This is a genomic window from Streptomyces sp. SAI-135 (assembly GCF_029893805.1).
Classification (GTDB): domain Bacteria; phylum Actinomycetota; class Actinomycetes; order Streptomycetales; family Streptomycetaceae; genus Streptomyces.
In genome coordinates this window covers 7,410,139-7,432,869 of the sequence record NZ_JARXYP010000002.1, presented here as the reverse complement: position 1 = coordinate 7,432,869, position 22,731 = coordinate 7,410,139, and the positions used below count along the sequence as shown (strand labels likewise).

At 72.9% G+C, this 22,731-nt stretch carries 21 protein-coding genes and 1 pseudogene; 8 read left to right on the top strand and 14 right to left on the bottom strand.

The window, feature by feature from the left end; translation table 11 throughout:
* Nucleotides 1-35 precede the first annotated feature (35 nt).
* Both M2163_RS37995 and M2163_RS37990 read right to left on the bottom strand, forming a co-directional pair.
* A pseudogene (locus M2163_RS37995) lies at nt 36-1,908 on the bottom strand (rhamnogalacturonan lyase).
* Between the two features lie 42 nt (nt 1,909-1,950).
* Nucleotides 1,951-2,901: a YafY family protein gene (locus tag M2163_RS37990; RefSeq protein ID WP_280896256.1), complete on the bottom strand. Its 951-nt coding sequence runs from the start codon at nt 2,899-2,901 to the stop codon at nt 1,951-1,953.
* 40 nt (nt 2,902-2,941) lie between these two features.
* Here M2163_RS37990 and M2163_RS37985 point away from each other — a divergent pair, with 40 nt between their 5' ends.
* On the top strand, nt 2,942-3,421 hold the full coding sequence (locus M2163_RS37985; RefSeq protein ID WP_280896255.1) for a hypothetical protein: 480 nt from the start codon (nt 2,942-2,944) through the stop codon (nt 3,419-3,421).
* Nucleotides 3,418-3,894 (top strand): hypothetical protein, encoded by a 477-nt coding sequence (locus M2163_RS37980; protein WP_280896254.1) that lies wholly within the window; start codon nt 3,418-3,420, stop codon nt 3,892-3,894. Before M2163_RS37985 ends, M2163_RS37980 begins: the two co-directional genes overlap by 4 nt.
* On the opposite strand, the gene M2163_RS37975 is transcribed toward M2163_RS37980, so the two are convergent.
* Together M2163_RS37975 and M2163_RS37970 are read right to left on the bottom strand one after the other, a co-directional pair.
* Nucleotides 3,863-4,606, bottom strand: coding sequence for a class I SAM-dependent methyltransferase (locus M2163_RS37975; protein WP_280896253.1), 744 nt, complete (start codon nt 4,604-4,606; stop codon nt 3,863-3,865). The genes M2163_RS37980 and M2163_RS37975 overlap by 32 nt on opposite strands.
* A 4-nt stretch (nt 4,607-4,610) precedes the next feature.
* A complete protein-coding gene (locus tag M2163_RS37970) occupies nt 4,611-4,916 on the bottom strand; it encodes a 4a-hydroxytetrahydrobiopterin dehydratase (RefSeq protein ID WP_280896252.1) in 306 nt (101 codons plus the stop codon).
* 174 nt (nt 4,917-5,090) lie between these two features.
* Between M2163_RS37970 and M2163_RS37965 the strand changes: the two genes are divergently transcribed.
* The 4 genes from M2163_RS37965 (at nt 5,091) to narJ (ending at nt 8,576) form a co-directional block, all read left to right on the top strand.
* Nucleotides 5,091-5,909 (top strand): helix-turn-helix transcriptional regulator, encoded by an 819-nt coding sequence (locus tag M2163_RS37965; protein ID WP_280848387.1) that lies wholly within the window; start codon nt 5,091-5,093, stop codon nt 5,907-5,909.
* A gap of 188 nt (nt 5,910-6,097) precedes the next feature.
* A complete protein-coding gene (locus M2163_RS37960; RefSeq protein ID WP_280848388.1) occupies nt 6,098-6,961 on the top strand; it encodes a helix-turn-helix transcriptional regulator in 864 nt (287 codons plus the stop codon).
* Between the two features lie 35 nt (nt 6,962-6,996).
* Nucleotides 6,997-7,791 carry an SAM-dependent methyltransferase gene (locus tag M2163_RS37955; RefSeq protein WP_280896251.1) on the top strand — a complete coding sequence of 265 codons (795 nt, stop codon included), beginning with the start codon at nt 6,997-6,999 and terminating at the stop codon, nt 7,789-7,791.
* A 290-nt stretch (nt 7,792-8,081) separates the two neighbouring features.
* Nucleotides 8,082-8,576 (top strand): nitrate reductase molybdenum cofactor assembly chaperone, encoded by a 495-nt coding sequence (gene narJ / locus M2163_RS37950; RefSeq protein ID WP_280848390.1) that lies wholly within the window; start codon nt 8,082-8,084, stop codon nt 8,574-8,576.
* A 15-nt stretch (nt 8,577-8,591) separates the two neighbouring features.
* On the opposite strand, the gene dnaK is transcribed toward narJ, so the two are convergent.
* The 8 genes from dnaK to M2163_RS37910 form a co-directional block, all read right to left on the bottom strand.
* Nucleotides 8,592-10,451: a molecular chaperone DnaK gene (dnaK, locus tag M2163_RS37945; protein WP_280896250.1), complete on the bottom strand. Its 1,860-nt coding sequence runs from the start codon at nt 10,449-10,451 to the stop codon at nt 8,592-8,594.
* A gap of 98 nt (nt 10,452-10,549) precedes the next feature.
* Nucleotides 10,550-11,308 carry a glycerophosphodiester phosphodiesterase family protein gene (locus M2163_RS37940; RefSeq protein WP_280896249.1) on the bottom strand — a complete coding sequence of 253 codons (759 nt, stop codon included), beginning with the start codon at nt 11,306-11,308 and terminating at the stop codon, nt 10,550-10,552.
* Between the two features lie 7 nt (nt 11,309-11,315).
* Nucleotides 11,316-12,656: a hypothetical protein gene (locus M2163_RS37935; RefSeq protein ID WP_280896248.1), complete on the bottom strand. Its 1,341-nt coding sequence runs from the start codon at nt 12,654-12,656 to the stop codon at nt 11,316-11,318.
* A gap of 94 nt (nt 12,657-12,750) precedes the next feature.
* A complete protein-coding gene (locus tag M2163_RS37930) occupies nt 12,751-13,179 on the bottom strand; it encodes an OsmC family protein (RefSeq protein ID WP_280896247.1) in 429 nt (142 codons plus the stop codon).
* 62 nt (nt 13,180-13,241) lie between these two features.
* On the bottom strand, nt 13,242-15,035 hold the full coding sequence (locus M2163_RS37925; protein ID WP_280896246.1) for a hypothetical protein: 1,794 nt from the start codon (nt 15,033-15,035) through the stop codon (nt 13,242-13,244).
* Nucleotides 15,032-16,093, bottom strand: a complete 1,062-nt coding sequence (locus M2163_RS37920; RefSeq protein ID WP_280896245.1) for a MoxR family ATPase — start codon at nt 16,091-16,093, stop codon at nt 15,032-15,034. The genes M2163_RS37925 and M2163_RS37920 overlap by 4 nt, the downstream gene beginning before the upstream one ends.
* Nucleotides 16,094-16,273: 180 nt before the next feature.
* Nucleotides 16,274-18,358: a phage holin family protein gene (locus M2163_RS37915; protein WP_280896244.1), complete on the bottom strand. Its 2,085-nt coding sequence runs from the start codon at nt 18,356-18,358 to the stop codon at nt 16,274-16,276.
* 64 nt (nt 18,359-18,422) lie between these two features.
* The gene (locus tag M2163_RS37910; protein ID WP_280848398.1) at nt 18,423-18,824 is read right to left on the bottom strand and encodes a hypothetical protein; all 402 of its coding nucleotides are present in this window, start codon (nt 18,822-18,824) and stop codon (nt 18,423-18,425) included.
* Between the two features lie 83 nt (nt 18,825-18,907).
* Here M2163_RS37910 and M2163_RS37905 point away from each other — a divergent pair, with 83 nt between their 5' ends.
* Nucleotides 18,908-19,681: an MBL fold metallo-hydrolase gene (locus M2163_RS37905; protein ID WP_280896243.1), complete on the top strand. Its 774-nt coding sequence runs from the start codon at nt 18,908-18,910 to the stop codon at nt 19,679-19,681.
* Nucleotides 19,678-20,298 carry a VTT domain-containing protein gene (locus M2163_RS37900; RefSeq protein WP_280848400.1) on the top strand — a complete coding sequence of 207 codons (621 nt, stop codon included), beginning with the start codon at nt 19,678-19,680 and terminating at the stop codon, nt 20,296-20,298. Before M2163_RS37905 ends, M2163_RS37900 begins: the two co-directional genes overlap by 4 nt.
* Before the next feature lie 81 nt (nt 20,299-20,379).
* On the opposite strand, the gene M2163_RS37895 is transcribed toward M2163_RS37900, so the two are convergent.
* Nucleotides 20,380-21,435, bottom strand: a complete 1,056-nt coding sequence (locus tag M2163_RS37895) for an MBL fold metallo-hydrolase (protein WP_280896242.1) — start codon at nt 21,433-21,435, stop codon at nt 20,380-20,382.
* Nucleotides 21,432-22,676: an aminotransferase class I/II-fold pyridoxal phosphate-dependent enzyme gene (locus tag M2163_RS37890; RefSeq protein WP_280896241.1), complete on the bottom strand. Its 1,245-nt coding sequence runs from the start codon at nt 22,674-22,676 to the stop codon at nt 21,432-21,434. Before M2163_RS37890 ends, M2163_RS37895 begins: the two co-directional genes overlap by 4 nt.
* Between the last annotated feature and the right edge of the window lie 55 nt (nt 22,677-22,731).

Here is a 22,731-nt window from a genome sequence, read left to right as displayed (position 1 = left end):
CCGGCGGTGCCGGGCGGGGTCTCACAGCGTCCCGGTCAGGGGGTGTAGACCGTCGGCCGGGGGGGCGGTCGGCATTCCGTCGCCGAGGAAGAAGCTCGGGTGCGGGGGCTGGTTGTACGCGGTGTTCTGCCAGGCCAGGCCCGTGCGGTACATCGTGTCGTGGAGCAGGGTCGTGATCTTCACCGACGTCTCGACCGGGGTCGAGTAGATCCGCAGGGCCTTGTTGTCCGACGTCGGCCAGACGACCTCCTCGCGCCAGTCGCCGAGGATGTCGCCGGACAGGGACGGGGTCGCCTTGGTGCCGTTGTTGGAGTGGACCGACGCCCCGGTCAGCAGACGGGTGTCCGACGAGGTGCCGTACTTGTCGATGTGGGTGCCGTCGAGGAGTTCGCGGACCGTGTCGCCGTCCCACCAGGACAGGAAGTTCGCCGAGGACGGCTCGCGGCCCTTGGTGGCACCGGCCTCGTCACGGACCGAGGTGTCGGAGGCGGACCAGACCTCGGCGCCATCGTTGCCCGCCCAGATGTCCCCGGCCACGCCACGCCCGTTGTCGCAGCAGGCGGCCAGTTTCCAGTTCACCGTGCCGTTCGCCGGGTTGACGTACAGCTCGGCCGGCTGTGACGTGGACTCGGAGACCTTGAAGTACTCCAGGCCCGCGTGCGAGGGGTCGAGGTCGCCGAGATGCTGGGCGTCACCGTGGCCCGTCCTCGTGGTCCACAGCCCGTTGCCGTTGTCGTCGACCGCCATCGCCCCGTAGACGATCTCGTCCTTGCCGTCGTTGTCGACGTCCCCGACGGACAGACTGTGCGAGCCCTGACCGTCGTAGCCCTTGCCGCTGTTGGTGGAGGAGTTGGTGTCGAAGGTCCAGCGGCGGGTGAAGGCGCCGCCCCGCCAGTCCCAGGCCGCGATCACGGTGCGGGTGTAGTAGCCGCGGGCCATGATCAGGGAGGGACGCGCGCCGTCCAGGTAGGCCGTTCCGGCGAGGAAACGGTCCACCCGGTTGCCGTACGAGTCGCCCCAGGACGACACCGTCCCGCGCGCCGGGACGTAGTCGACGCTCTGCATCGCCTTGCCGGTACGGCCGTTGAACATCGTCAGGTACTCGGGGCCCGACAGGACGTAGCCGCTGGAGTTGCGGTGGTCGGCCGAGGAGCTGCCGATCACCGCGCCGGTGCCGTCGACCGTGCCGTCCGACGTCTTCATCGCGATCTCGGCCGTGCCGTCGCCGTCGTAGTCGTACGCCTGGAACTGCGTGTAGTGCGCGCCGGAGCGGATGTTGCGGCCCAGGTCGATCCGCCACAGCCGGGTGCCGTCGAGCCTGACGCCGTCCAGGATCGTGTTGCCGGTGTAGCCGGACTGGGAGTTGTCCTTGGCGTTGGTGGGCTGCCACTTGAGGACGAGGTCCAGGGCGCCGTCGCCGTCGAGGTCGGCCACGGACGCGTCGTTGGCCTCGTAGGTGTAGGCGACGCCGTCGGGGGTCGTGCCGCCGGCGGGCGGGCTGATCGGCACGTCCTTGTAGCCGGTGCGGAGCTGGACCGCGTGGACCGAGTCGGCCTGTTCTACTCCGCCGACGACCGCGCGGACCGTGTAGTCGGCCTCGGCGGGCGCGCCGGAGTGGAACCAGTTCGTGGAGCCGGTGACCGGCGTCGCGTTGACCTTGGTGCCGGCCCGGTAGACGTTGAAGGACACGTCGTTCGGGTCGGTGCCGAGCCAGCGCCAGCTGACCAGGTTGCCGCTGCCGGTGTGCACGCTGACCACGCCCCGGTCGAGCTTCTCGACCTGGCGGGCGGTGGCGGCCTCGGCGGTGCCGGGGCTCAGGACGGTGAGTCCCGCGGCCACGAGGGCCGTCGCGGCGGTCAGCGCCGGCAGGAGGACACGGCGTCTGCGGTACGGGTGGGGGTGCGGCACGGTGGACCTCCGGTGCTGTGGGGGCGGACGGGTTCCACCCCCTCAGTCGCCGCGGGCGGGAGCCGGGTTGCCGTACCTTCCGGCCAGTTCGGCGATCGTCCGCGCCATGCGTGCGCGCAGCTCGGGCGGCTCCAGCACCTCGATGCCGGTGCCCAGGGCCAGGAATTCGCCCTGCGCGTGCGCGAGGGACTCGACGGGGACCCGGGCGACGGTCCAGCCGTCGGGGTCGACGCGGTCGTGGACCGCCCGCGGCAGCGCGACGCCCGGCGCCAGCCGCACCACCGCCTGGTGCCGGTGGAGCCGGTCGTGGAAGTCCCGCTGGTAGGACGTCCAGTGGGCGGCCAGGTCGAACCCCTCGGGGCGGGTGAACTCCTCTCCGGGGACGGTGAGTTCGAGGATCTGGTCCACGCGGTAGGTGCGCGGACCCGGTCCTGCGACCACATACCAGCGCCCCGCCTTCAGCACCAGCCCGTACGGCTCCAACCGCCGCTGCACGTCGGTGGGTTCGGCCCAGCGGCGGTACACCACCCGCAGCACCCTGCTGTTCCACACCGCCTGAGCCACCTGCGGCAGGTACGGCGCCTCCTCGGCCCGCGCGTACCACCCGGGCGCATCCAGGTGGAAGCGTCCGCTGATCCGGTCCGCGTGGGCGCGCAGCTCCGCCGGCAGCGCGGCCCGTACCTTCAGCTGGGCGGCGGCGAGGACCGGGCCGAGGCCCAGTTCGGCGGCGGGTCCGGGGGCTCCGGCCAGGAAGAGGGCCTCCGCCTCGTCCGCGGTGAGCCCGGTCAGACGCGTGCGGTAGCCGTCGAGCAGGCGGTAGCCGCCGGCGTGGCCCGCGTCGCCGTACAGCGGGACGCCGGCCGCGCCCAGCGCCTCGACGTCCCGGTAGACCGTGCGCACGGACACCTCCAGCTCCTCGGCGAGCTGGGCGGCGGTCATCCGGCCCCGGGTCTGGAGCAGGAGCAGGATCGAGAGAAGTCGGCCGGCCTTCACTGCCACAGGATGTCAGTGAAGCGGGCTTAGCGTCCCGGACATGGCTTTCACCGAGAAGCTGCTGACCGTGCCGCCGCCGATCGAGGTCGCCGGCCGGCACGTCAAGCGCTACCACGTCACCGGCGATCCGGCCGGCATCGCGCCCGACGTCGAGAAGGCGGCGTACGAGATGCTCCCGGAGCTGCTGCCGGAGCCGGACGGCACCCCGCCCGCGAGCTTCGTCGTGCTGCACCGGGGCGCCGACACCGGCGCCTACCTCAACGCCTACAGCTGGGTGTGGGACAACGTGCTGCACTTCCGGGGCGCCGCCGCCGGGCAGCCGGCGCTGCGCTGCCCGGACGCCGACCCCACGCACTTCGTCGTGCCGGACCTGCCCTGGATCGGCTGCGTCTGGGAGCTGCCGCCCATCCTGCACGAACGGGACGCCTGGGTACGGCATCTGCTCGCCCCCGAAGTACCGGACCTCAGGGCCTACGTGGCCGATTCCCTGCCCGAAGGAACCACCGGAGACCGCATATGAGCAGCCCGCACGACTTCGACTTCTTCCACGGCGACTGGGAGGTGCGCAACCGCCGCCGCACCGACTTCCTCGACCCGGACAGCGCCTGGGAGGAGTTCCCCGCCACGAGCAGCTGCCGGCCGCTGTTCGACGGGGCGGCGAACGTCGACGAGATCGACATGCCGCACCTGGAGGCGAAAGGCGCGACCCTGCGGCTGTTCGACCGGGAGACCCGGCAGTGGTCGCTGCACTGGGCCGCGAGCCGCAGCGGGAAGCTGTTCCCGCCGGTCGTGGGACGGTTCGAGGGCGGTCGTGGCGAGTTCCACGGCGACGACATGCACGGCGGGAGAAAGGTGCGGGTGCGGTTCGTGTGGGCCGGCGTGTCGGCGTCGGCGGCCCACTGGGAGCAGGCCTTCTCCGTCGACGGCGGCACGACCTGGGTGACCAACTGGACCATGGACTTCAGTCGGCCTTCCGGAACGCCAGGACGCTGAACACCGGGTCCGGGCGCGGGAGCTCCTGATCCGGCAGCGCTTCGAGACGGGCGGCGAACTCCGCCGTCAGCGGATCGCCGGGCGGCAGCAGGGTGAACCAGCCGCGCCGCAGGTCGGCGGCGGTGCGCCGGGGGCTGCGGCCCTGACCGCGGCCGGGGAAGCGGGCCCGCCCGGCCGGGCGCAGGTGGTGCGCGGCGGCGCAGGACTCGACGAGCGGCGCCGCGTCCGGGGCCGGGCGGCGCGGGCGCGGGGCGAGGACCGCGTCGATGTCGCTGCCCACGTCGTGGGCGGCGGCCTTGTCGACGGTGGTGACCCACACCCCGCCCGGTCTCAGGACCCGGGCGCACTCGGCGATCACGGTCCGGACGTCCTCGGGGCGGTCGAGGAGGTGCAGCAGCCACACGCTGGTGACGGCGTCGAAGACCCCGCCCGGGAACGGCAGCGCACGGCTGTCGGCCAGCACGACCGCGCCGGGCAGCCGTACGGCGGCCGTACGGGCCATGCCGTACGACAGGTCGGCGCCGGTGACCCGGGTCGCGGGCCGGGCGGCGGCGAGCCTGCGGGTGACGATGCCGGTGCCGCAGGCCACGTCGAGGAGGCGCCGGGTGCCGGACGGGATCAGGCCGAGCACGGCGTCGGCGGCCGCGGCGGCCCTGGGCTCGCCGCCGCGGGTGGCGTCGTAGGCGTCGGCCTCCTTGTCGTAGTCGAGCACGGGGTCACTGGGCTCCGTGACCTGCGGCGAGCGCCTCCACCCGCTGGGCTAGCTCGAAGTCCTTCTCCGTGAGGGCGCCGCCCGCGCTGTGCGTGTGCACGGCCAGCGCGACCGTGTTGTAGCCGAGGGTGAGGTCGGAGTGGTGGTCGAGCTCCTCCTGGACCTGGGCGATGTGCACGACCATCGCGGTCGCGGCGAAGTGGGTGCCGAGGCGGTACGAGCGGCTGAGGCGGCCGTCGTCGACGGACCAGCCGGGCAGTTCCGCGAGCCGGTCCTCGATCTCCTTCTGCGACAGGGGTTCGACGAGCATGGCCTCGCTCCTTCCTGGGGGGGGGTCGGGTGCCCTCAGCGTCCCACATCTGTGCCGCTGCGGCCCTGGTCAGGAGGGTTCCCGGGGGCCGGCCGGGGACACCTGCGGCGGCAAGGTCATCGGCCCACCCGTCCCGGGCCCGCTCGTCCGCCCTCCTCGACTACCGTCTTCCGTATGACCATGCTCCCCTTCGCCGCGGACACCCCTTCCGACCGGGGCGTCGGTCCGCTCCTGCGAGCCTGGCGGGAACAACGCGGAATCAGCCAGCTGGAGTTGGCGCTGCGCGCCGACTCCTCGGCCCGGCACGTGAGTTTCGTCGAGACGGGCCGGTCCCGGCCCAGCGAGGAGATGGTGCTGCGCCTGGCCGAGCACCTGGAGGTGCCGGTGCGCGAGCGCAACGCACTGCTGCTGGCGGCCGGTTACGCCCCGCGCTTCGCGCAGACCCCGCTCGACGACCCGGCCCTCGACGTCGTGCGCGAGGGGATCGAGCGGCTGATCCAGGGCTACGAGCCCTGTCCGGCCCTGGTGTTCGACGCCTCGTACCACGTCGTGGCCGCGAACCGGGGCATCATGATGCTCCTCGACGGCGTGCCGGAGTCCCTGCTGCGGCCCCCGCTCAACACCATGCGGCTCACCCTGCACCCCGAGGGCCTCGCCCCGCGCATCCGCAATCTGCGTCAGTGGCGTGGCCATCTGCTGGAGCAGATGCGGCGGCAGATCGCCCTGCGCCGCTCCGAGACGCTGCGGGAGCTGTACGAGGAGGTGGCGGCGTACCCGGTTCCGGAGGCCGACGACGACCCGGCGGAGACGGACCCCGTCCCCTACTTCGCGCTGCCGATGCGGATCGAGCACGAGGGGCGGACGCTGTCCTTCGTCTCGTCCACGGCCACCTTCAACACCCCCATGGACGTGACCGTGGCCGAGCTGGCCATCGAGACGTTCCTCCCGGCCGACCCGGCGACGGTCAAGTACCTTCATTCCCTGCTGCCCTGAGGGGGCGGAGCGGGCGCGGGTCCCGGACCGGAGTGCGCCGGCCCGGAACCCTTGAGCACCACGATCCCGGCCGCCCGGCCCGCCGTCGATGACCCGGGAGGTAAGGAAGGAAGCGGTCGTGACCGGTGAGACCGGCACCGGAACATGGCACACTGCACGCAAGCTTCGACGCGTAGGGGAGGCGTGGCGTGAGTGAGCGGCGGCCTGCGCCGACCGTGGGCCAGGTGGTGCTCGGCAGACGGCTTCAGGAACTGCGGGAGGCGGCCGGCCTCAAGCGCGAGGAGGCCGCGCAGGTACTGCGAGTGGCCCCCGCCACCGTGCGGCGCATGGAAATGGCCGAAGTGGCACTGAAGATCCCGTATGTCCAGGTGCTCCTGGAGACGTACGGGGTGCCGGAGGAGCAGGTCGAGGCCTTCGTCCAGCTGGCCGAGGAGGCCAACAAGCCGGGCTGGTGGCAGCGGTTCCACGATGTGCTGCCCGAGTGGTTCAGCCTGTACGTGAGCCTGGAGGGCGCGGCCGGGATCATCCGCTCCTACGAGCCGCACTTCGTCCCCGGTCTGCTCCAGACCGAGGACTACGCGCGTGCCGTCATGACGGCCGGGACGATCGGGCAGGCGGGCCCGGACGCGCTGGAGCGGCACGTGTCGCTGCGCATGGCCAGGCAGCGGCTGCTGGAGCGCCCGAACCCGCCCCATCTGTGGGCGATCATGGACGAGACGGTGCTGCGCCGCCCGGTCAGCATCCGTTCCGAGGTGATGCGCGAACAGCTCGACAAACTCCTGGAGTTCGCCGAGCGCGACCGGGTCACGCTCCAGGTCTGCGAGTTCGAGGACGGCCCGCACCCGGGGACGTACGCACCCTTCTCGCTGTTCCGCTTCACCGAGCCGGAGCTGCCCGACCTGGTCTTCACCGAGTACCTGACCGGTGCGCTGTACCTCGACTCCCGCCAGGAGGTCGCCACGCACCTGGAGGTCCTGGACCACATGTCGGCGCGGGCCGCGTCGGCCGAGCGCACGAAGAAACTGCTGCGGGAGCGCCGCGAGGACTTCTGAGCACAGGCATCACGACACAGGGGAGAAGACCGCGCATGACCGGATCCGACGCGCCCAGAATCGACACGAGCCGCCCGCACCCGGCGCGGGTGTACGACTGGTGGCTGGGCGGCAAGGACAACTACCCGGTGGACGAGGCGCTCGCGCGCCGGATCCTGGAGGTGGACGGCACGGTGCTGCGCGGGGCGCGCGCCAACCGCCGCTTCATGACCAGGGCCGTGCGCACCGCCGCGGAGGCCGGGATACGGCAGTTCCTGGACATCGGCACGGGCATCCCCACCGAGCCCAACCTGCACCAGGTCGCACAGGGCGTCGCCCCCGAGGCGAAGGTGGTGTACGCGGACAACGACCCGATCGTGCTGCGGCACGCGCAGGCGCTGCTGCACGGGTCCGCGGAGGGCGCCACGGACTACGTCGAGGCCGACGTCCGTGACATCGACACCCTGCTGGGCCGGGCGCGCGAGTCCCTGGACTTCACGCAGCCCGTCGCGCTGTCCCTGGTCGCGCTCACCCACTACCTGGACGACGACGTGTACGGGCTCGTCGCACGCTACGTCGACACGCTCGCCCCGGGCAGTTACCTGATCCTCTCCCAGGTCACGCCCGACCTGAGCCCCACGGCCATCGAGAAGGCCGCCGAGCAGTTCCGCCGCAGCGGCACCCCCTTCTTCCCCCGCTCGCTCGCGGAGTTCTCCCGCTTCTTCGAGGGTCTGGAGCTGCTCGGGCCCGGGGTGATCCCGGTGTCGGGCTGGCGTCCGGCTCCCGAGGACGTGGCGGCCCAGGCGGAGGGCATCGTGCCGGTGTACGCGGGGGTCGCCCGCAAGGTCTGACCCGTACGGGTGCCGTGAACGGGTGCGCTCCCGCGCCCCGCCCTAGGTTCGAAGCGAGCCGCGGGCAGGCAAGGGAGCGCACGTGACCGACACCCGGATGCCGCCGAGGGAGCCCGGCGCGGCGTTGCTGCGGGCCGGGCGGTTCTTCCGGCCCGGCAGGGCGGCTCACCGACGCCCCGCCCGGCGACGGCTCCCCTGTCGCACGGGCCGTCTCCCAGCTCGACGCGGTCGGGCCCGGCACCGGGGGGGACGGGCCGCTCGGACAAGCCGGACGACGCGGAGGAGGCCTGATGCCCTCGGACGCAGTGCTCTACCAGGCGGCGGCGCTCTGCCTGACGTATCCCGACGACGACTTCCGTGCGCGGCTGCCGCTGCTGCGGGAAGCGGCCCCGCAGCTGAGGGAGTTCGTCGACCACGCGGCGGTGACGCCCGCGCGGGAGCTGGCCGCGCACTACGTGCAGGTCTTCGACTGCGAGAACCGGCACAGTCTGTACCTGAGCCGGTGGCAGGACGGCGGCACCCGGCGGCGCGGGATGTCGCTGGTGCGCTTCAAGGCGGTCTACCGGGCCGCCGGGCTGGAGCTCACCGGTGAGGAACTGCCGGACTTCCTCCCCGCGGTGCTGGAGTTCGCGGCCCGCACCGGGGACCTCGGCCTGCTCACCGAGCACCGCGACGGCCTGGAGCAACTCCGTTCCCGGCTCACCGACTTCGGCACTCCGTACGCGACCGTTCTCGACGCCGTGTGCGCCACCCTGCCGACCGCACCGGCCCGGGAGCGCTCATGACCACACACGTGTGACTCAGGCAGCCCCGCCCTTGTGGTCCTTCTCGTCGTCCACGATCTCCGCGTCGACCACGCCCTCCTCCTCGTGCGGCGGGGAGGCCGGTTCGTCCTGCGGGGAATGCTGCTGGGCCTGGGCGTACATCGCCTGGCCCATCTTCTGGCTGACGGAGGCGAGTTTCTCGACACCGCCCCGGAGCGTGTTCGTGTCGGCGTTCTCCTCCAGGAGCCGTTTCAGCTCGGCGACCGCCGACTCGACCTCCGCCTTGGTGTCGGCGGGCACCTTGTCGCCGTTCTCGCGGACGAACTTCTCGGTCTGGTAGACGAGTTGCTCGGCCTGGTTGCGGGTCTCGGCGGCCTCCCGGCGCCCCCGGTCCTCCTCGGCGTACTGCTCGGCCTCCCGCATCATGCGGTCGATGTCGTCCTTGGGGAGCGCCGATCCGCCGGTCACCGTCATCTTCTGCTCGCGCCCGGTCGCCAGGTCCTTCGCCGAGACATGCATGATCCCGTTGGCGTCGATGTCGAAGGCCACCTCGATCTGGGGGACGCCCCGGGGCGCCGGCGGCAGCCCCGTGAGGTCGAAGACGCCGAGCTTCTTGTTGTACGCGGCGATCTCGCGTTCGCCCTGGTAGACCTGGATGCCCACCGAGGGCTGGTTGTCGGTGGCCGTCGTGAAGATCTCCGAACGGCGGGTGGGGATCGTGGTGTTGCGCTCGATGAGCTTGGTCATGATGCCGCCCTTGGTCTCGATCCCCAGGGACAGCGGGGTCACGTCGAGCAGCAGCACGTCCTTCACGTCACCGCGGATGACACCCGCCTGGAGCGCCGCCCCGACCGCCACGACCTCGTCGGGGTTGACCCCCTTGTGCGGGTCCTTGCCGGTGAGCTCCTTGACCAGCTCGGTCACCGCGGGCATCCGTGTCGAACCGCCGACGAGGATCACGTGGTCGACCGCGGACAGCTTGATGCCCGCGTCCTTGACCGCCTGGTGGAACGGGGTCTTGCAGCGGTCCAGCAGATCCGCGGTGAGTTCCTGGAACTGCGCGCGGGTCAGCTTCTCGTCGAGGTGCAGGGGGCCCTCGGCGGAGGCGGTGATGTAGGGCAGGTTGATCGTGGTCTCGGAGGACGACGACAGCTCGATCTTCGCCTTCTCGGCCCCCTCGCGCAGCCGCTGCAGCGCCATCTTGTCGTTGCCGAGGTCGACGCCGTACTGCCCCTTGAAGCGTTTGACCAGGTGCTCCACGATCCGGTGGTCCCAGTCGTCGCCGCCCAGATGCGTGTCGCCGTTGGTCGCCTTGACCTCGATGACCCCGTCGCCGATCTCCAGCAGGGAGACGTCGAAGGTGCCGCCGCCGAGGTCGAAGACCAGGACCGTCTGCTCCTCGCCCCGGTCGAGGCCGTACGCCAGCGCCGCCGCCGTGGGCTCGTTGATGATCCTCAGGACGTTGAGGCCGGCGATCTCCCCGGCCTCCTTGGTGGCCTGGCGCTGGGTGTCGTCGAAGTAGGCGGGCACCGTGATGACGGCTTCGGTGACGTCCTCGCCGAGATAGGACTCGGCGTCCCGCTTCAGCTTCTGCAGGACCCGCGCGGACAGCTCCTGCGCCCGGTACCGGGTGCCGTCGACCGAACCCTGGTCCGGGAAGCGCCAGCTGCCGTCGCCCATGTGCCGTTTCACCGAGCGCGCGGTGCGCTCGACGTTGGTCACGGCCTGCCGCTTGGCGACCTCGCCCACCAGGACCTCGCCGTTCTTGGCGAAGGCCACGACCGACGGTGTGGTCCTGGCCCCCTCCGCGTTGGCCACCACCGTGGGTTCACCGCCCTCCAGCACGGCCACCACCGAGTTCGTGGTACCGAGATCGATCCCGACCGCACGTCCCATCGCCGTCCCCTTCCGCCAGGGATGTCCACCAGAGAGCCTTCCCCCACTCCAGCACAAAACTTGAGTGCGCTCTTGTCAATGGTGCGGGTGGGCCCTGCTCAGTGGGACGAGTACCCCGGCTCGGGCCTCTCGTGCGGTCCCCCGCGGAGCGCGACGGCCCGCCGCGGCCGGTCGGTGACCAGCACGTCGACGCGGGGATGGTCGAGGAACGCCCTCATGAGGGGGTCGTCGTTGACCGTCCAGACCATGGTGAACAGGTCGTGCCGGACCGCCTCGCGCAGCACGTTGGCCCGGGCGAGCCGCTGGTGCACGGCGACCCCGCTCGCGCCGCAGGCGCGCACCCGGCGCATCGGCAGGAGCTCGCTGAGCCGCACACCGGCCAGCCGGGACCGGGCGATCTCCCGACCGTCCCGCCCCAGGGACAACGCCGTACGCACCCGCGGGAAGGCCCGCGCGATCGCCGCGACGGAGCGGTCCTCCAGGGTCGTGGCGATGAAGCCGTCCACGCCCAGCAGGGCGATCGCACGGTCGATCAGCTCCCGCTCGTAGCCGGTCTCCTTCAGGTCCAGGTGCCCGACCAGCCTCCCCGCGATCAGGGACATGACCTCGTCGACGGCCGGCACCGCGTACCCGGCACGCTCGCTGAGCTCGGCGTGGGTGATCTCGGCGGTCAGGGGGCCGGCAGGCCCCACGCGGGGGTCGTGGTAGACGACGAAGACGCCGTCGGCCGTACGACGGATGTCGAACTCGGCGTAGTCCGCGCCGGACCGGACCGCGTCCTCGTACGCCTCCCGGGTCGCCGGACCGGCGCGCTCGGATCCGCCGCGGTGAGCGGAGACGGCGGGTCGTCGGGGCATACGGCGGTCAGCTTCCGGACGGCGGGCGCGGGGCGGGCACCGGGGCGGGCGGGGTCAGCAGCGAGCCGGAGCGCCGGCCGATGCGGGCCGTCCGCACGTAGCCGACCACGGCGAGCACGAGGAAGGGCACCCAGGCCAGGAGGTACGCCGGGAGGTAGCGCGCGTCGAAGATGGACCGGTGGGCGTTCACGGTCGTGGCGTTGGCGCCGAAGAACGCGAGCAGGAGCGTCGGCGGCAACGCGATCAGCGTGGCGATCGCCACCAGCGCGGAGACCGTACGGTCCCTGCGGTCGTCGCGCTCCGAGAGCTCGGCGTTCAGGGCCGCCGAGCGGGCGCTGATCACGGAGGTCAGCCGCTCCACCATGCGGGCCGAGTTGTCCAGGCTGTCCCGGATGCCGAAGGCGTCGCGCAGGGAGGACTGGAAGGCCTCCATGACCATCTCCGGGATCAGCAGGCTGTCGACGTACGCCTCCACACCGAAGGCCAGGTCGAGTTGGAGCTCGTTGACCCCCGCCGACAGCCGGGAGATCAGCGAACGGATCTCGTAGGGCGAGCTCGCCGAGGCCTGTTCGTTGGCGCGCATGGTCTCGAAGGCGGCCAGCCTGGTGCGCTGGAGGACGGCGAGGGCGGAGATCATGCCCACGGCGACCAGGATCAGGCCGTTCTCCACGTGCCCGGCCCAGCCGGCGTGGACGGAGACCCCGCGGCCGTGCGCGGAGAGCGTGCGGCCGTTCCTCCTGAGGTGGGGCGGCTCGGAGGCGGTGAGCCGGCCGCGGTACACCAGCTCGTTGAGCAGGGCGGGCAGGCGGCTCTCGTCGGGGTCCAGCAGGTCGCTCTCCAGGTCCCCGCCGGGAAAGACGAGTTGGTGGACGTTCTGGCCGAAGGCGAGCGGTTCGCGCGGGGCGAGCCGTCCGCTCAGGGCGTCGAGCAGGGCCGTGGGGCCGAGCGTGATCCGGTCCCGGTCGAAGCAGCTGTCGGCGAGCCAGGCGGCGAGGGCGGCGGGCGGCGTGTGTCCGGCGAAGCCGCAGTCCAGGGCCAGGGTGATGTCCCCGCGGGGGGTGGCGAGGACGGCGATCTGGGCGGTGGCGAGGTCGAGTCCGTGATCGCCGTGCGGCAGCCGCAGCTGCTCGGGCGGCACGTCCTCGACGAGCACCGGCACGGGAAGCACCCCCTCGCTGGACGTCAGGTGCAGGGCGAAGCGGCCGAAGTCGAAGGTGTCGACGAGGCTGCCCAGCCCGGGGCGCGCCGCCTCCAGCCGGCCGGTGAGGCTGAACAGCACGACGACACGGGTCAGTGCACGCGTGCCGGAGTCGAGTGCCGCCGTACCGCCTGCCGTTCCCGGAATCATCGCGTCTCCTCCCGCACCGGCCGAATCCGTCGCCGCACCGCGCCGCGCGCAGGCCGCCCCGGACAGGCGGCCTGCGCGGTCGGGCGCCTTCGGGTCAGGCCAGCTTCGCGTCCAGCGTGATCGGGACCGACTTCAGGGCCTGGCTGACCGGGCAGTTGGTCTTGGCGTCGGCGGCGGCCGCGGCGAAGCCCTCCTCGTCCAGGCCCGGCACGGTGCCCTCGACGGTGAGGTGGATGCCCGTGATGCCCTCGCCCGGCTGGAAGGTGACGTCGGCCGAGGTGACGAGCTTGGTGGGCGGGGTGCCCGCGCCGTTCAGGGCGTGCGACAGCGCCATGGAGAAGCAGCTGGAGTGCGCGGCGGCGATCAGCTCCTCGGGGCTGGTCTTGCCGTTCGCGTCCTGGGAGCGTGAGGCCCACGTGACCGGCTGGGCCTCGATGGCGCCGGAGGAGTCGAAGTTGACGACACCGCTCCCCTCGAGGAGGTTGCCTTCCCAGACGGTGTGTGCGGAGCGCGTGGTAGCCACGGTCAGTCCTTTCGTGTGGTCCCGCGGACGGGGGTGCGGGATCCATCCGATCACACTACGGCTCAGCTCACGCGGAAGACCGGTCCCCGTGCGGTGAACGGCAGCCGGGCGCCCTGCGGGATCAGATAGGCGTGCTCGCGCCGGACCCGCAGCACATCGCACCAGCCGTCGGTGATCACCAGCACGGGCGCACCCGCGGGGAAGTCGTCCGCGCGGTGCAGCAGGTCGATGCCGGGCTGCAGGACGGTGCCGCCGCGGCCGTGCACCCGGACCCGCTCGGCGATTTCGGTGACGGGCAGATAGCCGGCGTCGTGCGGGGCCGCGTCGCAGAACACGACCCGGGCGGCGGGGACGTCCCTGGCCTCGGCGTACGAGGCGATCGCGCCGAGGGCCTTGCCGAGCAGGGTGCGGTTCATCGAGCCGGAGGTGTCCAGGACCACGCCGAAGGTGCAGCGGGCGATCTCCTCGGGCGGGAAGTACCGGCCGGCGCGCGGGATGTCGGGGGTGGAGGACTGGCGGCGCGCGGGTCGGGCGTAGGACCGCACGGGCTGCGGGCTGGGCACGAACTCGTCGAACCAGCGGGCGAGTCGGGCGTCCCACGGCAGCGGCGGGTGGCTGAGGGCGCGGATCTCCTCGACCAGGCCGCCGGGCAGGAAGCCGCGCTCCTGCCGCTGGTGCAGGTCCAGGCCCTGGGCGAGACCGCGGCGGTAGAACTCGTCGAGGTCGACGTAGTCGCGGGGCGAGCCGAGCGGACCGCCCAGGATGTCGCCGGCGCCCTTGCCGCGGAGGGTGGCCGGCCTGCGCATGCGGCGCAGGTCGCCGGCGATGCGGTCGTAGACCTCCTCGGCGGACAGGCCGGTGAGCCCGGGGTCGTGGAGCAGGCCCTCGGGCATGGTGCCGATCTGCATCTCGTTCAGCCAGCCGTTGATGACGTAGTCGCAGGCGACGTTGAAGAGGTAGGGGTCGCGGGTGCCGCAGCGGTCGCCGTGGCGCAGGGCGGCGTGCAGCATCTCGTGGGCGAGGACGAACCGCCATTCCTCGTCGTCGAAGCGGCGCAGCGGGTTGATGTAGATCTCGGCGGCCTCGGTGTCGACGGCGGCGATCGATATGCCGTGGGCGCGGGCGAGTTCGGCGTCGGCGACCAGCGTGATGCCGGCCGCGATGCCGCCGAGCAGCGGGTAGGAGGAGACGAACCAGCTCAGTGCCCGCTGCCAGGGACGCCGCTCGGGCAGCTCGCCGTCGAGGGAGTCGCGGCGGCCGCCCGCCATGTCCATCGCCGCGGACACGGTCCGGGTCAGGGCGGTCGCGAACGCCAGCTGCCAGTCGGGGGGCTGGGACCAGCCGGACCACCGCAGCAGCAGCTGGTCGGGCTCGGGGCCCGCGGTGCCGCAGTGCTCGTAGACGGCGGGGATGCCGTCGCGCCGCCAGCGGGCGGCGAGCTGCTCCTCGTCGCCGTCGGGGTAGGAGGCGGGCAGGTGCTCGGGGGTCCGGCCGACGGTGAAGCCGAGCAGGAAGCGGTTGACGACGACACAGCGGGCGGCGAGGTCGAAGCGGTCGGGCTGGGTGCGTTCGCCCTTCACGGCGGGGACGTGTCCGAAGCCGAGGTGGAGGACGGCGTGGGCCAGCGCCCAGGCCCAGGCGGCCGGTTCGGCGAGGCGGTGGGGGTGGACGTGCAGGTCCCCGTCGGAGTCCACCACCACGAGGCCGTCGCGGGGTGCGAAGCGGCAGTCCTCCCTGCGGCACACGTCGAACTCGACGGCCGCGAGGGCCGGGTTGGCCTTGAGCAGCCGCATCCCCTCGGCGAACGCCTCACCGGCGAGGTCCCGCTTCTTCTTCTTTTCGGGGCCGCGGCTCACCGCCGCGCCTCCACCAGGCGGGGCATGTCCCGGGCGGCCTCGACGAGGAACCAGGACGGCAGGACGGGGTTGCCGTCGTCGCCCTCGGCGATGACGGTCTGGGCCACCTCGACGGAGATCTCGGCGAGCTGGACCAGCAGCGACTTGGCGCGGTAGGCGGTCTGCCGGCCGTTCGCCGACATGTGCTCCTTGCTGACGGGGAGTTCCTTGACCAGGCGGCCGCGGAAGGACTCGGCGAGGTAGTAGAGCAGGTCGCGGTCCTCCAGGCGGTTCGGCCAGCGGGCGTCGCCCTTGATGATCGCCTCGATGCCGAACCGGCTGCGCACGATCTTGACGTAGCCGCAGAACGCGGTGGCGTGCCGGGGTGTCAGCGTGCCGTGTGCGAGGACCTTCAGGGTCTCCTCGTCGAGGTCCGGGCCGAAGGAGTGCAGCGCGTCGGAGAGCATGTGCCAGGAGCGGGGCGTGGAGAAGGGCTCCTCGGTCTTCGGCGGCTTGGACCACAGGTGGTCGGGCCGGTCGGTGAGGTGGTCGAGGATCCAGGGGTGGATGTCGTGCTCGGCGGCCCAGACCAGCCAGTCCTTCGCGGACGCCTCCAGGTGGACGTGGGTGAGGCGGTTGACGAGGGCGGAGGCGATGGGGCGGGCCAGCGCGTTGTCGATGGCGCGGTTGCCGGCGCCGATGACGATGGACCCCTGAGGAAGTTCGTAGTCGCCGATGCGGCGGTCCAGGATGAGCGAGTAGAACGCCTTCTGCACATCGGGGGTGGCCGCGTTCAGCTCGTCCAGGAACAGGCAGTACGGCTCGTCGCGCGCGATGGACTCCGGCGGGCAGAACACCGAGCGGCCGTTGCGGATCTGCGGCACCCCGATCAGGTCCTCGGGAGCGAGCTGGGTACCGATGAGACTCACGCACTCCAGGCCAAGCGAGGCGGCGAACTCCCTGACGAGGGAGGACTTTCCGATGCCGGGGGCGCCCCAGACGAAGACGGGCCGCACGGTGGCGAGGCCGAGGAGGAGGTCGGGGATGCGGGAGGGCGAAACGGTGACGGCAGCCTGCAAAGCGGTGGCTCCAGGGGGTGTTCGAGAGCGGGATGACTCGATCAGTGTGAGCGGGGCTCGGGGCGACCGCAGCTGATTTTCCGACGCTCGGGTATGCGCTCTTCAGGGGCGCGGGGCTGTATCGATGTGCGGCTCCGCCGCGTGGGCGCGACCGGCCCCCACCGGCCCGCAGCCAGACAACTACGCGGCCTTCTCCTCGGCCTTCTCCAGCGGCACTTGAGGACCCCCCGCTTCGTCGAGCCACCGCCGCAGCACCCGATGAACGCCCTCCGCCCCGACCAGTTCCTCGGGCGGCGCGGACAAGGCAAGCGGCGACAGCAGGAACGGCTTGGCCTGCGCACCCCCCAGCCCGCCGTGGGACCCGATCTGCTCCTCGAAGGCCAGCACCTCCCCCTCCGCCGGGTCGTACCAGGAGTTGACCATGATGTCGGCGGTGTGCGGAAAGGTGTGCGTACGGCGTACCGCCTCCACCGCGCCGGGCCCGAAGTCGGCCAACGGCCCCGGGTTCTCGTCCAGTCGGTCCAGCGGGATCTCCGTGCCGAACGGTCCGAGGACCACGCCGCCGTGCTCCTCGCTGCGCACCAGGAGGAACCCGATGCCGGGATGGTTGGCGAGGGTGGTCAGCAGGGCCGGGTGGCGCGCGTCCAGCTCCTCCTTGGTCATGCGGTGGTGCACGTCGGGAAAGGAGACCAGCCCGAGGTTGCCGGAGGCCAGCACGATCGGCTCGGAGCCGCGGGCGGGCCGGTACTCCTCGCGTCCCTCCTTGCCGGGCCGGCGCAGCGCGGCACGCACGGCGGCGCGGGCCTCGGCCCCGCTGTGGGTGCGCTCGGCCCTGCGCGGCACGGGCAGCCCGCAGCCGGCCCGGACCAGGTCGCCGAGGGTGAGTCCGTAGCGGGTGCGGAAGGTCTCGCCGGGGCTCTGGCCGTGGTCGGACAGGACGACGATCCGGTACGGGCGCGGGGCGTGCTCGGCGACGTTCTCGATCAGGGCGAGCGAGCGGTCCAGGCGTTGCAGGACCTTCGCGGCGTCGCGGCCGGTCGGCCCGGAGTGGTGGGCGACCTCGTCGTAGGCGACGAGGTCGGCGTAGACGGCGGTCCGGCCCGCGAGCATGTCGCCCATGACGGCGGCGACCACGACGTCGCGCTCCACGACGGTCGCGAAGGCGCGGACGAGCGGGTACAGGCCGCCGCGGCTCACCCGCGGGCGCTCCTTGCGGAACCGGGAGCGGGTCGACTGGCCGATCTCGCGGCCGACCTCGGCGACGAACGACAGGGCGGTGCGCACGGCGTTGGCGGGGTCGGAGAAGTAGGCGAAGTAGCCGGCCCGGGAGCGGGTCTCGCGGCTGCGGCGGCGGGTGGCGATGGACAGCACCAGGGCCTGTTCCTCGGCGCCGCCGGAGAAGAGGTTGCCGCGGCTGGCGCCGTCGACGGTGAGCAGTCCGCCGTGGCCCGCCTGCTCCACGGCGCGGTGCTGGAGTTCGACGGCGCTGGTCGGGCGGTTGCAGACCATCACCTCGCCGCGGTCCTTCTCGTACCAGCGGAAGGCCGGGACGTCGTGGTTGCTGCCGTGCAGGATGCCGAGCTGGCTGGCGCCGGTCTGGCTGGACCAGTCGGTGCGCCAGGAGGTGAGCCGGTGGGTGGGGCGCACCGCGCGGCCCGGGGTGCCGCTGTGCCCGATCCAGCGGGCGATCGTGGGCATCAGGCCCGCGCCGACCGCGGCCAGCAGGACGTCGTGGCCGACGCCGTCGAGCTGGAGGAAGACCGTGCCGGGGCCGGCCGGGCCGACGGGGCCGCGTCTGCGGCGGCGGTCGGCGAGACGGTACAGGCGGCGCCGGTAGGCGTCGTCGTCGCGCACCGCGAGGGCACCGCCGGTGGCGGAGGCGACCGCGGACATCACGGCGGCGACCACGACCGCGGTCTCCGGGGCGGCGTCGCCGCGCTCGGCGGGGTTCAGTCGCAGCGCGAGCAGCAGCAGCGCTCCGTTGAGGAAGAAGACCAGGAGCCCGAGGACCAGGGTCGGCACCAGCAGGAAGAGCCGTACGAGCAGCGGCCACACCACGGCCGACAGCACACCGAAGGCGCCGGCGCCGAACGCGGCGGTGACCGCGATCCGGGTCGCGCTGTCACCGCTCGGGGACTGGAGCCGGAAGTCCGGCAGGATGCCGGCCAGCACCAGCATCGTCAGGGTGGAGACGACCCACACCGTGACGCTCCGCCCGACCTGACTGGCCACCCGCCGCCAACGCCCCGCACCCACGCCCCGCACACCTCACGTCCCGGCCCGTCGTCGGTGCGGGCGCTGGGACCAGCGTGTCATACGGGCCGGACAGTCAGCGTCCGTCGTATCCCGCCGTCGGCATGGACAGCCTGCGATGCACCCTGGCCTTCATCTGGGCGTCGTAGAGGGGTTCCGCGAAGCCGACGGTCTCGACCCGCACTCCGCGGCGGGCGCACTCGGCGGTGAACTCCTCCACGGAGGACAGGGCGCTCTCCAGGACCCGGCGGCTGGGCGCCACGAAGAGGTCGCGGCCCGCCCGTACCCCGTCCCACAGCACGCAGTGGTCGGCACGCAGGCCGCGCACCAGCAGCTCCCGCCGCACGGTGTACCCCCGCTCCGCGGCCCAGCGCGCACACATGGCGTGCTGGCTGCGCGAGTCCACCAGGAAGGGATCGGCGTCGAGTTCCTCCAGCGGCGTCAGACTCGCGATCGCCGTGACGCGGAACGCTCCCATGGTGTCCCCCTCACCTCCGGGTTTCGCCGCCGACCCTACTCCAGCCCGTAGGCTTCGGGGAGTCGCGCGAAGGAGGCAAAGAGGTGCCGGTGGAGATCACCTGGTGGGGCCACGCCACCTGCACGGTCACGGATTCGGCCGTACGTGTGCTCACCGACCCTCTGTTCGCCCGCCGGCTCGCGCATCTGCGCCGGCGCCGCGGTGCGGTGCCCCCGCCCGGCGCCCGGCGCGCGGACGTCGTCCTGGTCTCCCATCTGCACGCCGACCATCTGCACGTGCCCTCGCTGGCGCGGCTGGAGCCCGGCACGCGCCTGCTCGTGCCCCGGGGCGCACCACGCCAGGTGCCGGGGCTGCGCCGGCTCACCCACCTCACGGTGGACGAGGTGGTGCCCGGCGACCAGCGGCGCGTCGGCGACCTGCTGATACGCGTGGTGCCCGCGTGGCACGACGGGCGGCGGCTGCCGGTCGGTCCGCACCGCTCCCCCGCGCTCGGTTACGTCGTCGAGGGCTCGGCGCGGACGTACTTCGCCGGGGACACCGGGCTGTTCGACGACATGGCCGAGGAGGTCGGACCGGTCGACGTGGCGCTGCTGCCGGTCGGCGGATGGGGGCCGTATCTCGGGGAGGGGCATCTGGACGCGGGGCGCGCGGCCCAGGCGCTGGCCCGGCTGGGGCCGCGCAGTGCGGTGCCGGTGCACTACGGGACGTACTGGCCGATCGGGATGGACGCGGTACGGCCGCACGAATTCCACGCGCCGGGCGCGGAGTTCGAGCGGCTGGCGGCCCGGTTCGCGCCGGGCGTGGACGTGCACCGGCTGGAGCACGGGGAGAGCGTGCGGCTGGAGGTCGCCCGGTGACCTGGCTCGCAGCCGCCACCACGGGGGCGACATCCGGGGCCGCGGGGCAGGCGATCGGGTACCCGACCTTGTTCCTGCTGGTGTTTCTGGGGGCCCTGGTCCCGGTGGTGCCCACGGGAGCGCTGGTGAGTTCGGCCGCCGTGGTGGCCTTCCACCGGGCGGCTCCGCTGACCCTTCTGCTGCTGTTCGCCACGGCCTCGCTCGCGGCGTTCCTCGGGGACATCACCCTGTACTGGCTGGGGCGGCGCGGGATGAAGTCGAAGAACGGGTCGCGCTGGCTGGAGGCGATACGGTCCCGGGCGCCGGAGGACCGGCTCGAACAGGCGCAGGGGAAGCTGACGGACCACGGGGTGGCCGTGCTGGTGCTGTCCCGGCTGGTGCCGGCGGGGCGGATCCCGGTGATGCTGGCCTGTCTCATGGCCGAGTGGCCGCTGCGGCGGTTCGTGCGGGGGAACCTGCCGGCCTGTCTGGCGTGGGCCGTGACGTACCAGCTGATCGGGATCCTCGGCGGCTCGCTGTTCAAGGAGCCCTGGGAGGGCGTGCTGGCGGCGGTCGCGCTGACCTTGGCGATCAGCGCGGCGCCGAGTGTGTGGAAGCGGGTCCGGGCCGGGGAGTGAGGGTTCGTCGCGGGGGTGCCGGTCCGCGGGGGCCGGTCGCGCCGGCGCGGCACAGCCGCACCTGACTACAAGCCCCGCCCCCTAAGGGCGTTCCAGGACCCGTGAGCCGCCGATGGGCAGGTCCCACAGGTCCTCGCGGTCCAAGCCCGCCTTCTCCCAGGCCTCCCGCACCCGTGTGAGCGGTTCCAGGACCGGTTCCGCCGACAGCACGAACGTGGCCCAGTGCATCGGCGCCATCCTCCTCGCGCCGAGGTCCTGGGCCGCCCGCACCGCCTCCTCGGGGTCGCAGTGCACGTCGCTGAGCCACCAGCGGGGGTCGTAGGCCCCGATGGGCAACAGGGCGAGGTCGATGCCGGGGTAGCGCCGGCCGATGCGGGAGAACCAGTGGCCGTAGCCCGTGTCCCCGGCGAAGTAGACCCGCTGCCCGTCCCGGGCGGTGAGGACCCAGCCGCCCCACAGCGTGCGGCAGGTGTCGGTGAGGGAGCGCTTGGACCAGTGGTGGGCGGGGACGAAGTCGAAGCGGACGCCGTCCAGTTCGGCCGCCTCCCACCAGTCGAGCTCGGTCACCGCGGTGAAGCGGCGGCGGTGGAACCAGCGGGCCAGGCCGGCCGGGACGAAGACCGGGGTGTCGCGCGGCAGGCGGCGCAGGGTGGGGGCGTCCAGGTGGTCGTAGTGGTTGTGGCTGATGACGACCGCGTCGATCCGCGGCAGTGCCTCCCAGTCGACGCCGACGGGGGTGATGCGGGCCGGGGTGCCGAGGATGCGACGGGACCAGACCGGGTCGGTGAGGACGGTCAGGCCGCCGATCCGCACCACCCAACTGGCGTGTCCCGCCCAGGATACGGCGACCGTGCGGGAGTCGACGGCGGGCAGCGGGGCGGGGGCGTAGGGCAGCTTCGGGATGTCGGCGAGGCCCTCGGGTCCGGGCCGCACCGCGCCCTCGCGGGCGAAGCGGGCCATGGCCTTCAGTCCGGGCAGCGGGGCGGTCAGCCGGTCGTGGAAGGACTTCGGCCAGACTCTGCGCTCCCCCAGCGGGCGGGGTTCGGCGAGCGGCGGGGACGCGGGTGCGAAGGAGGAGAGGGCCGGGGTCTCGTCGGCCACTCGTGTGCTCGTGGTCGACTCGGACTGCTGCGTCATCGAGGAGGCTCCCATCGCTGAGCGTCGTCGCGGAGATCGTCGAAGACCGACTCCAGGGTGTTCAACGCGCGTTGCACATGTGGCAGTTCCAACGGCGCGGGTGACGTGAGGCATTCCGCGCGCTCCGCTTCGCTGCCGCCGAGCAGGGGCCCGGTGGACAGCCGTACGCGCAGCGCGCCGAGGTCGTCGCCGAAGCGGTGGCCGCCGGGTGCGGGCATGCCGAGCCGGGCGGTGAGGAAGTCCTCCAGGTCCTGGGCGTCGCCGACACCCTGGGCGGCCAGCGCGGGCCGCAGCGGGCCGAGGTCGGCGTAGAGGTGGCGGCCGGCCCGTGGGGGCCTGCAGAGCGCGCCCGCGCCGACGACCACGGAGTGCGCGGCGGCGGCCACGCGCGCGTGGAGGTGTCCTACGGCGGTGCGGCGGGCGGTGACCGGTTCGGGCTCGGTGAGGGCGTGGGCGGCGGCCGCGGCGACCGGGGCGGCGATGCGGGCGCCGAGGGCGGTCAGGATGTCCAGCACGCGGGCCCGCAGGCCGTCACCGCTGCCGTTGGCCGGGAAGCGGGCGAAGGCGGCGGGCCAGCCGGCCGGGAGCAGGCTTCCGGCCAGGTCGGTGACGACGGTGACCCGGTCGGGCAGCATCTCGGCGGGGCTGAGCAGGACCGTCTCGTGCGGGGCGTGCACGGTGTCGCGCCAGGTCTCGTCGCTGACCAGGTGCAGGCCCTCGCCCGCGGCGGCCTCGACGGTCTCGTGCAGCACCTCGGGCGGGGCGACGGTGGCGGTGGGGTCGTCGGCGACGGACAGCACCAGCAGCCGTGGGTCACCGCCCTCGGCGCGCACCCGGCGCACGGTCTCCAGCAGGGCGTACGGATCCGGGACACCGCCGCACTCGGCCGGTGTCGCCACGTGGAAGACGGGTCTGCCCAACAGGCGTGCGTAGGGCGCCCACCAGGCGGCACAGGGGCGGGGCACCAGGACGTCGCCGCCGAGCGCGGCGGTCAGGGCGAGCAGGAGGGCGGGGGCGCCGGGGGCGGCTGCCACGTGGTCATGTTCGGTGGGCAGGCCACGCCGGGCCGCGTAGCCGCGGGCGGCCTCCAGGAGCGCGGTGCCGCCGCCGACGGGTTCGGCGCGGGGGCGTGCGGCCGCGGCGGCGAGGACGGCGGTGAGCTCCGGCAGGACGGGCAGCCCGTCGTCCGGCAGTGGAGGGCCGTAGCGGACGGGGCCGTGGCCCTCCGGGTCGGTCCGCATGGTCACCTCCGCAAGGCGCTGTCCGCCGTCTCGTCTCCCCGCGCCTGGCGCGTCC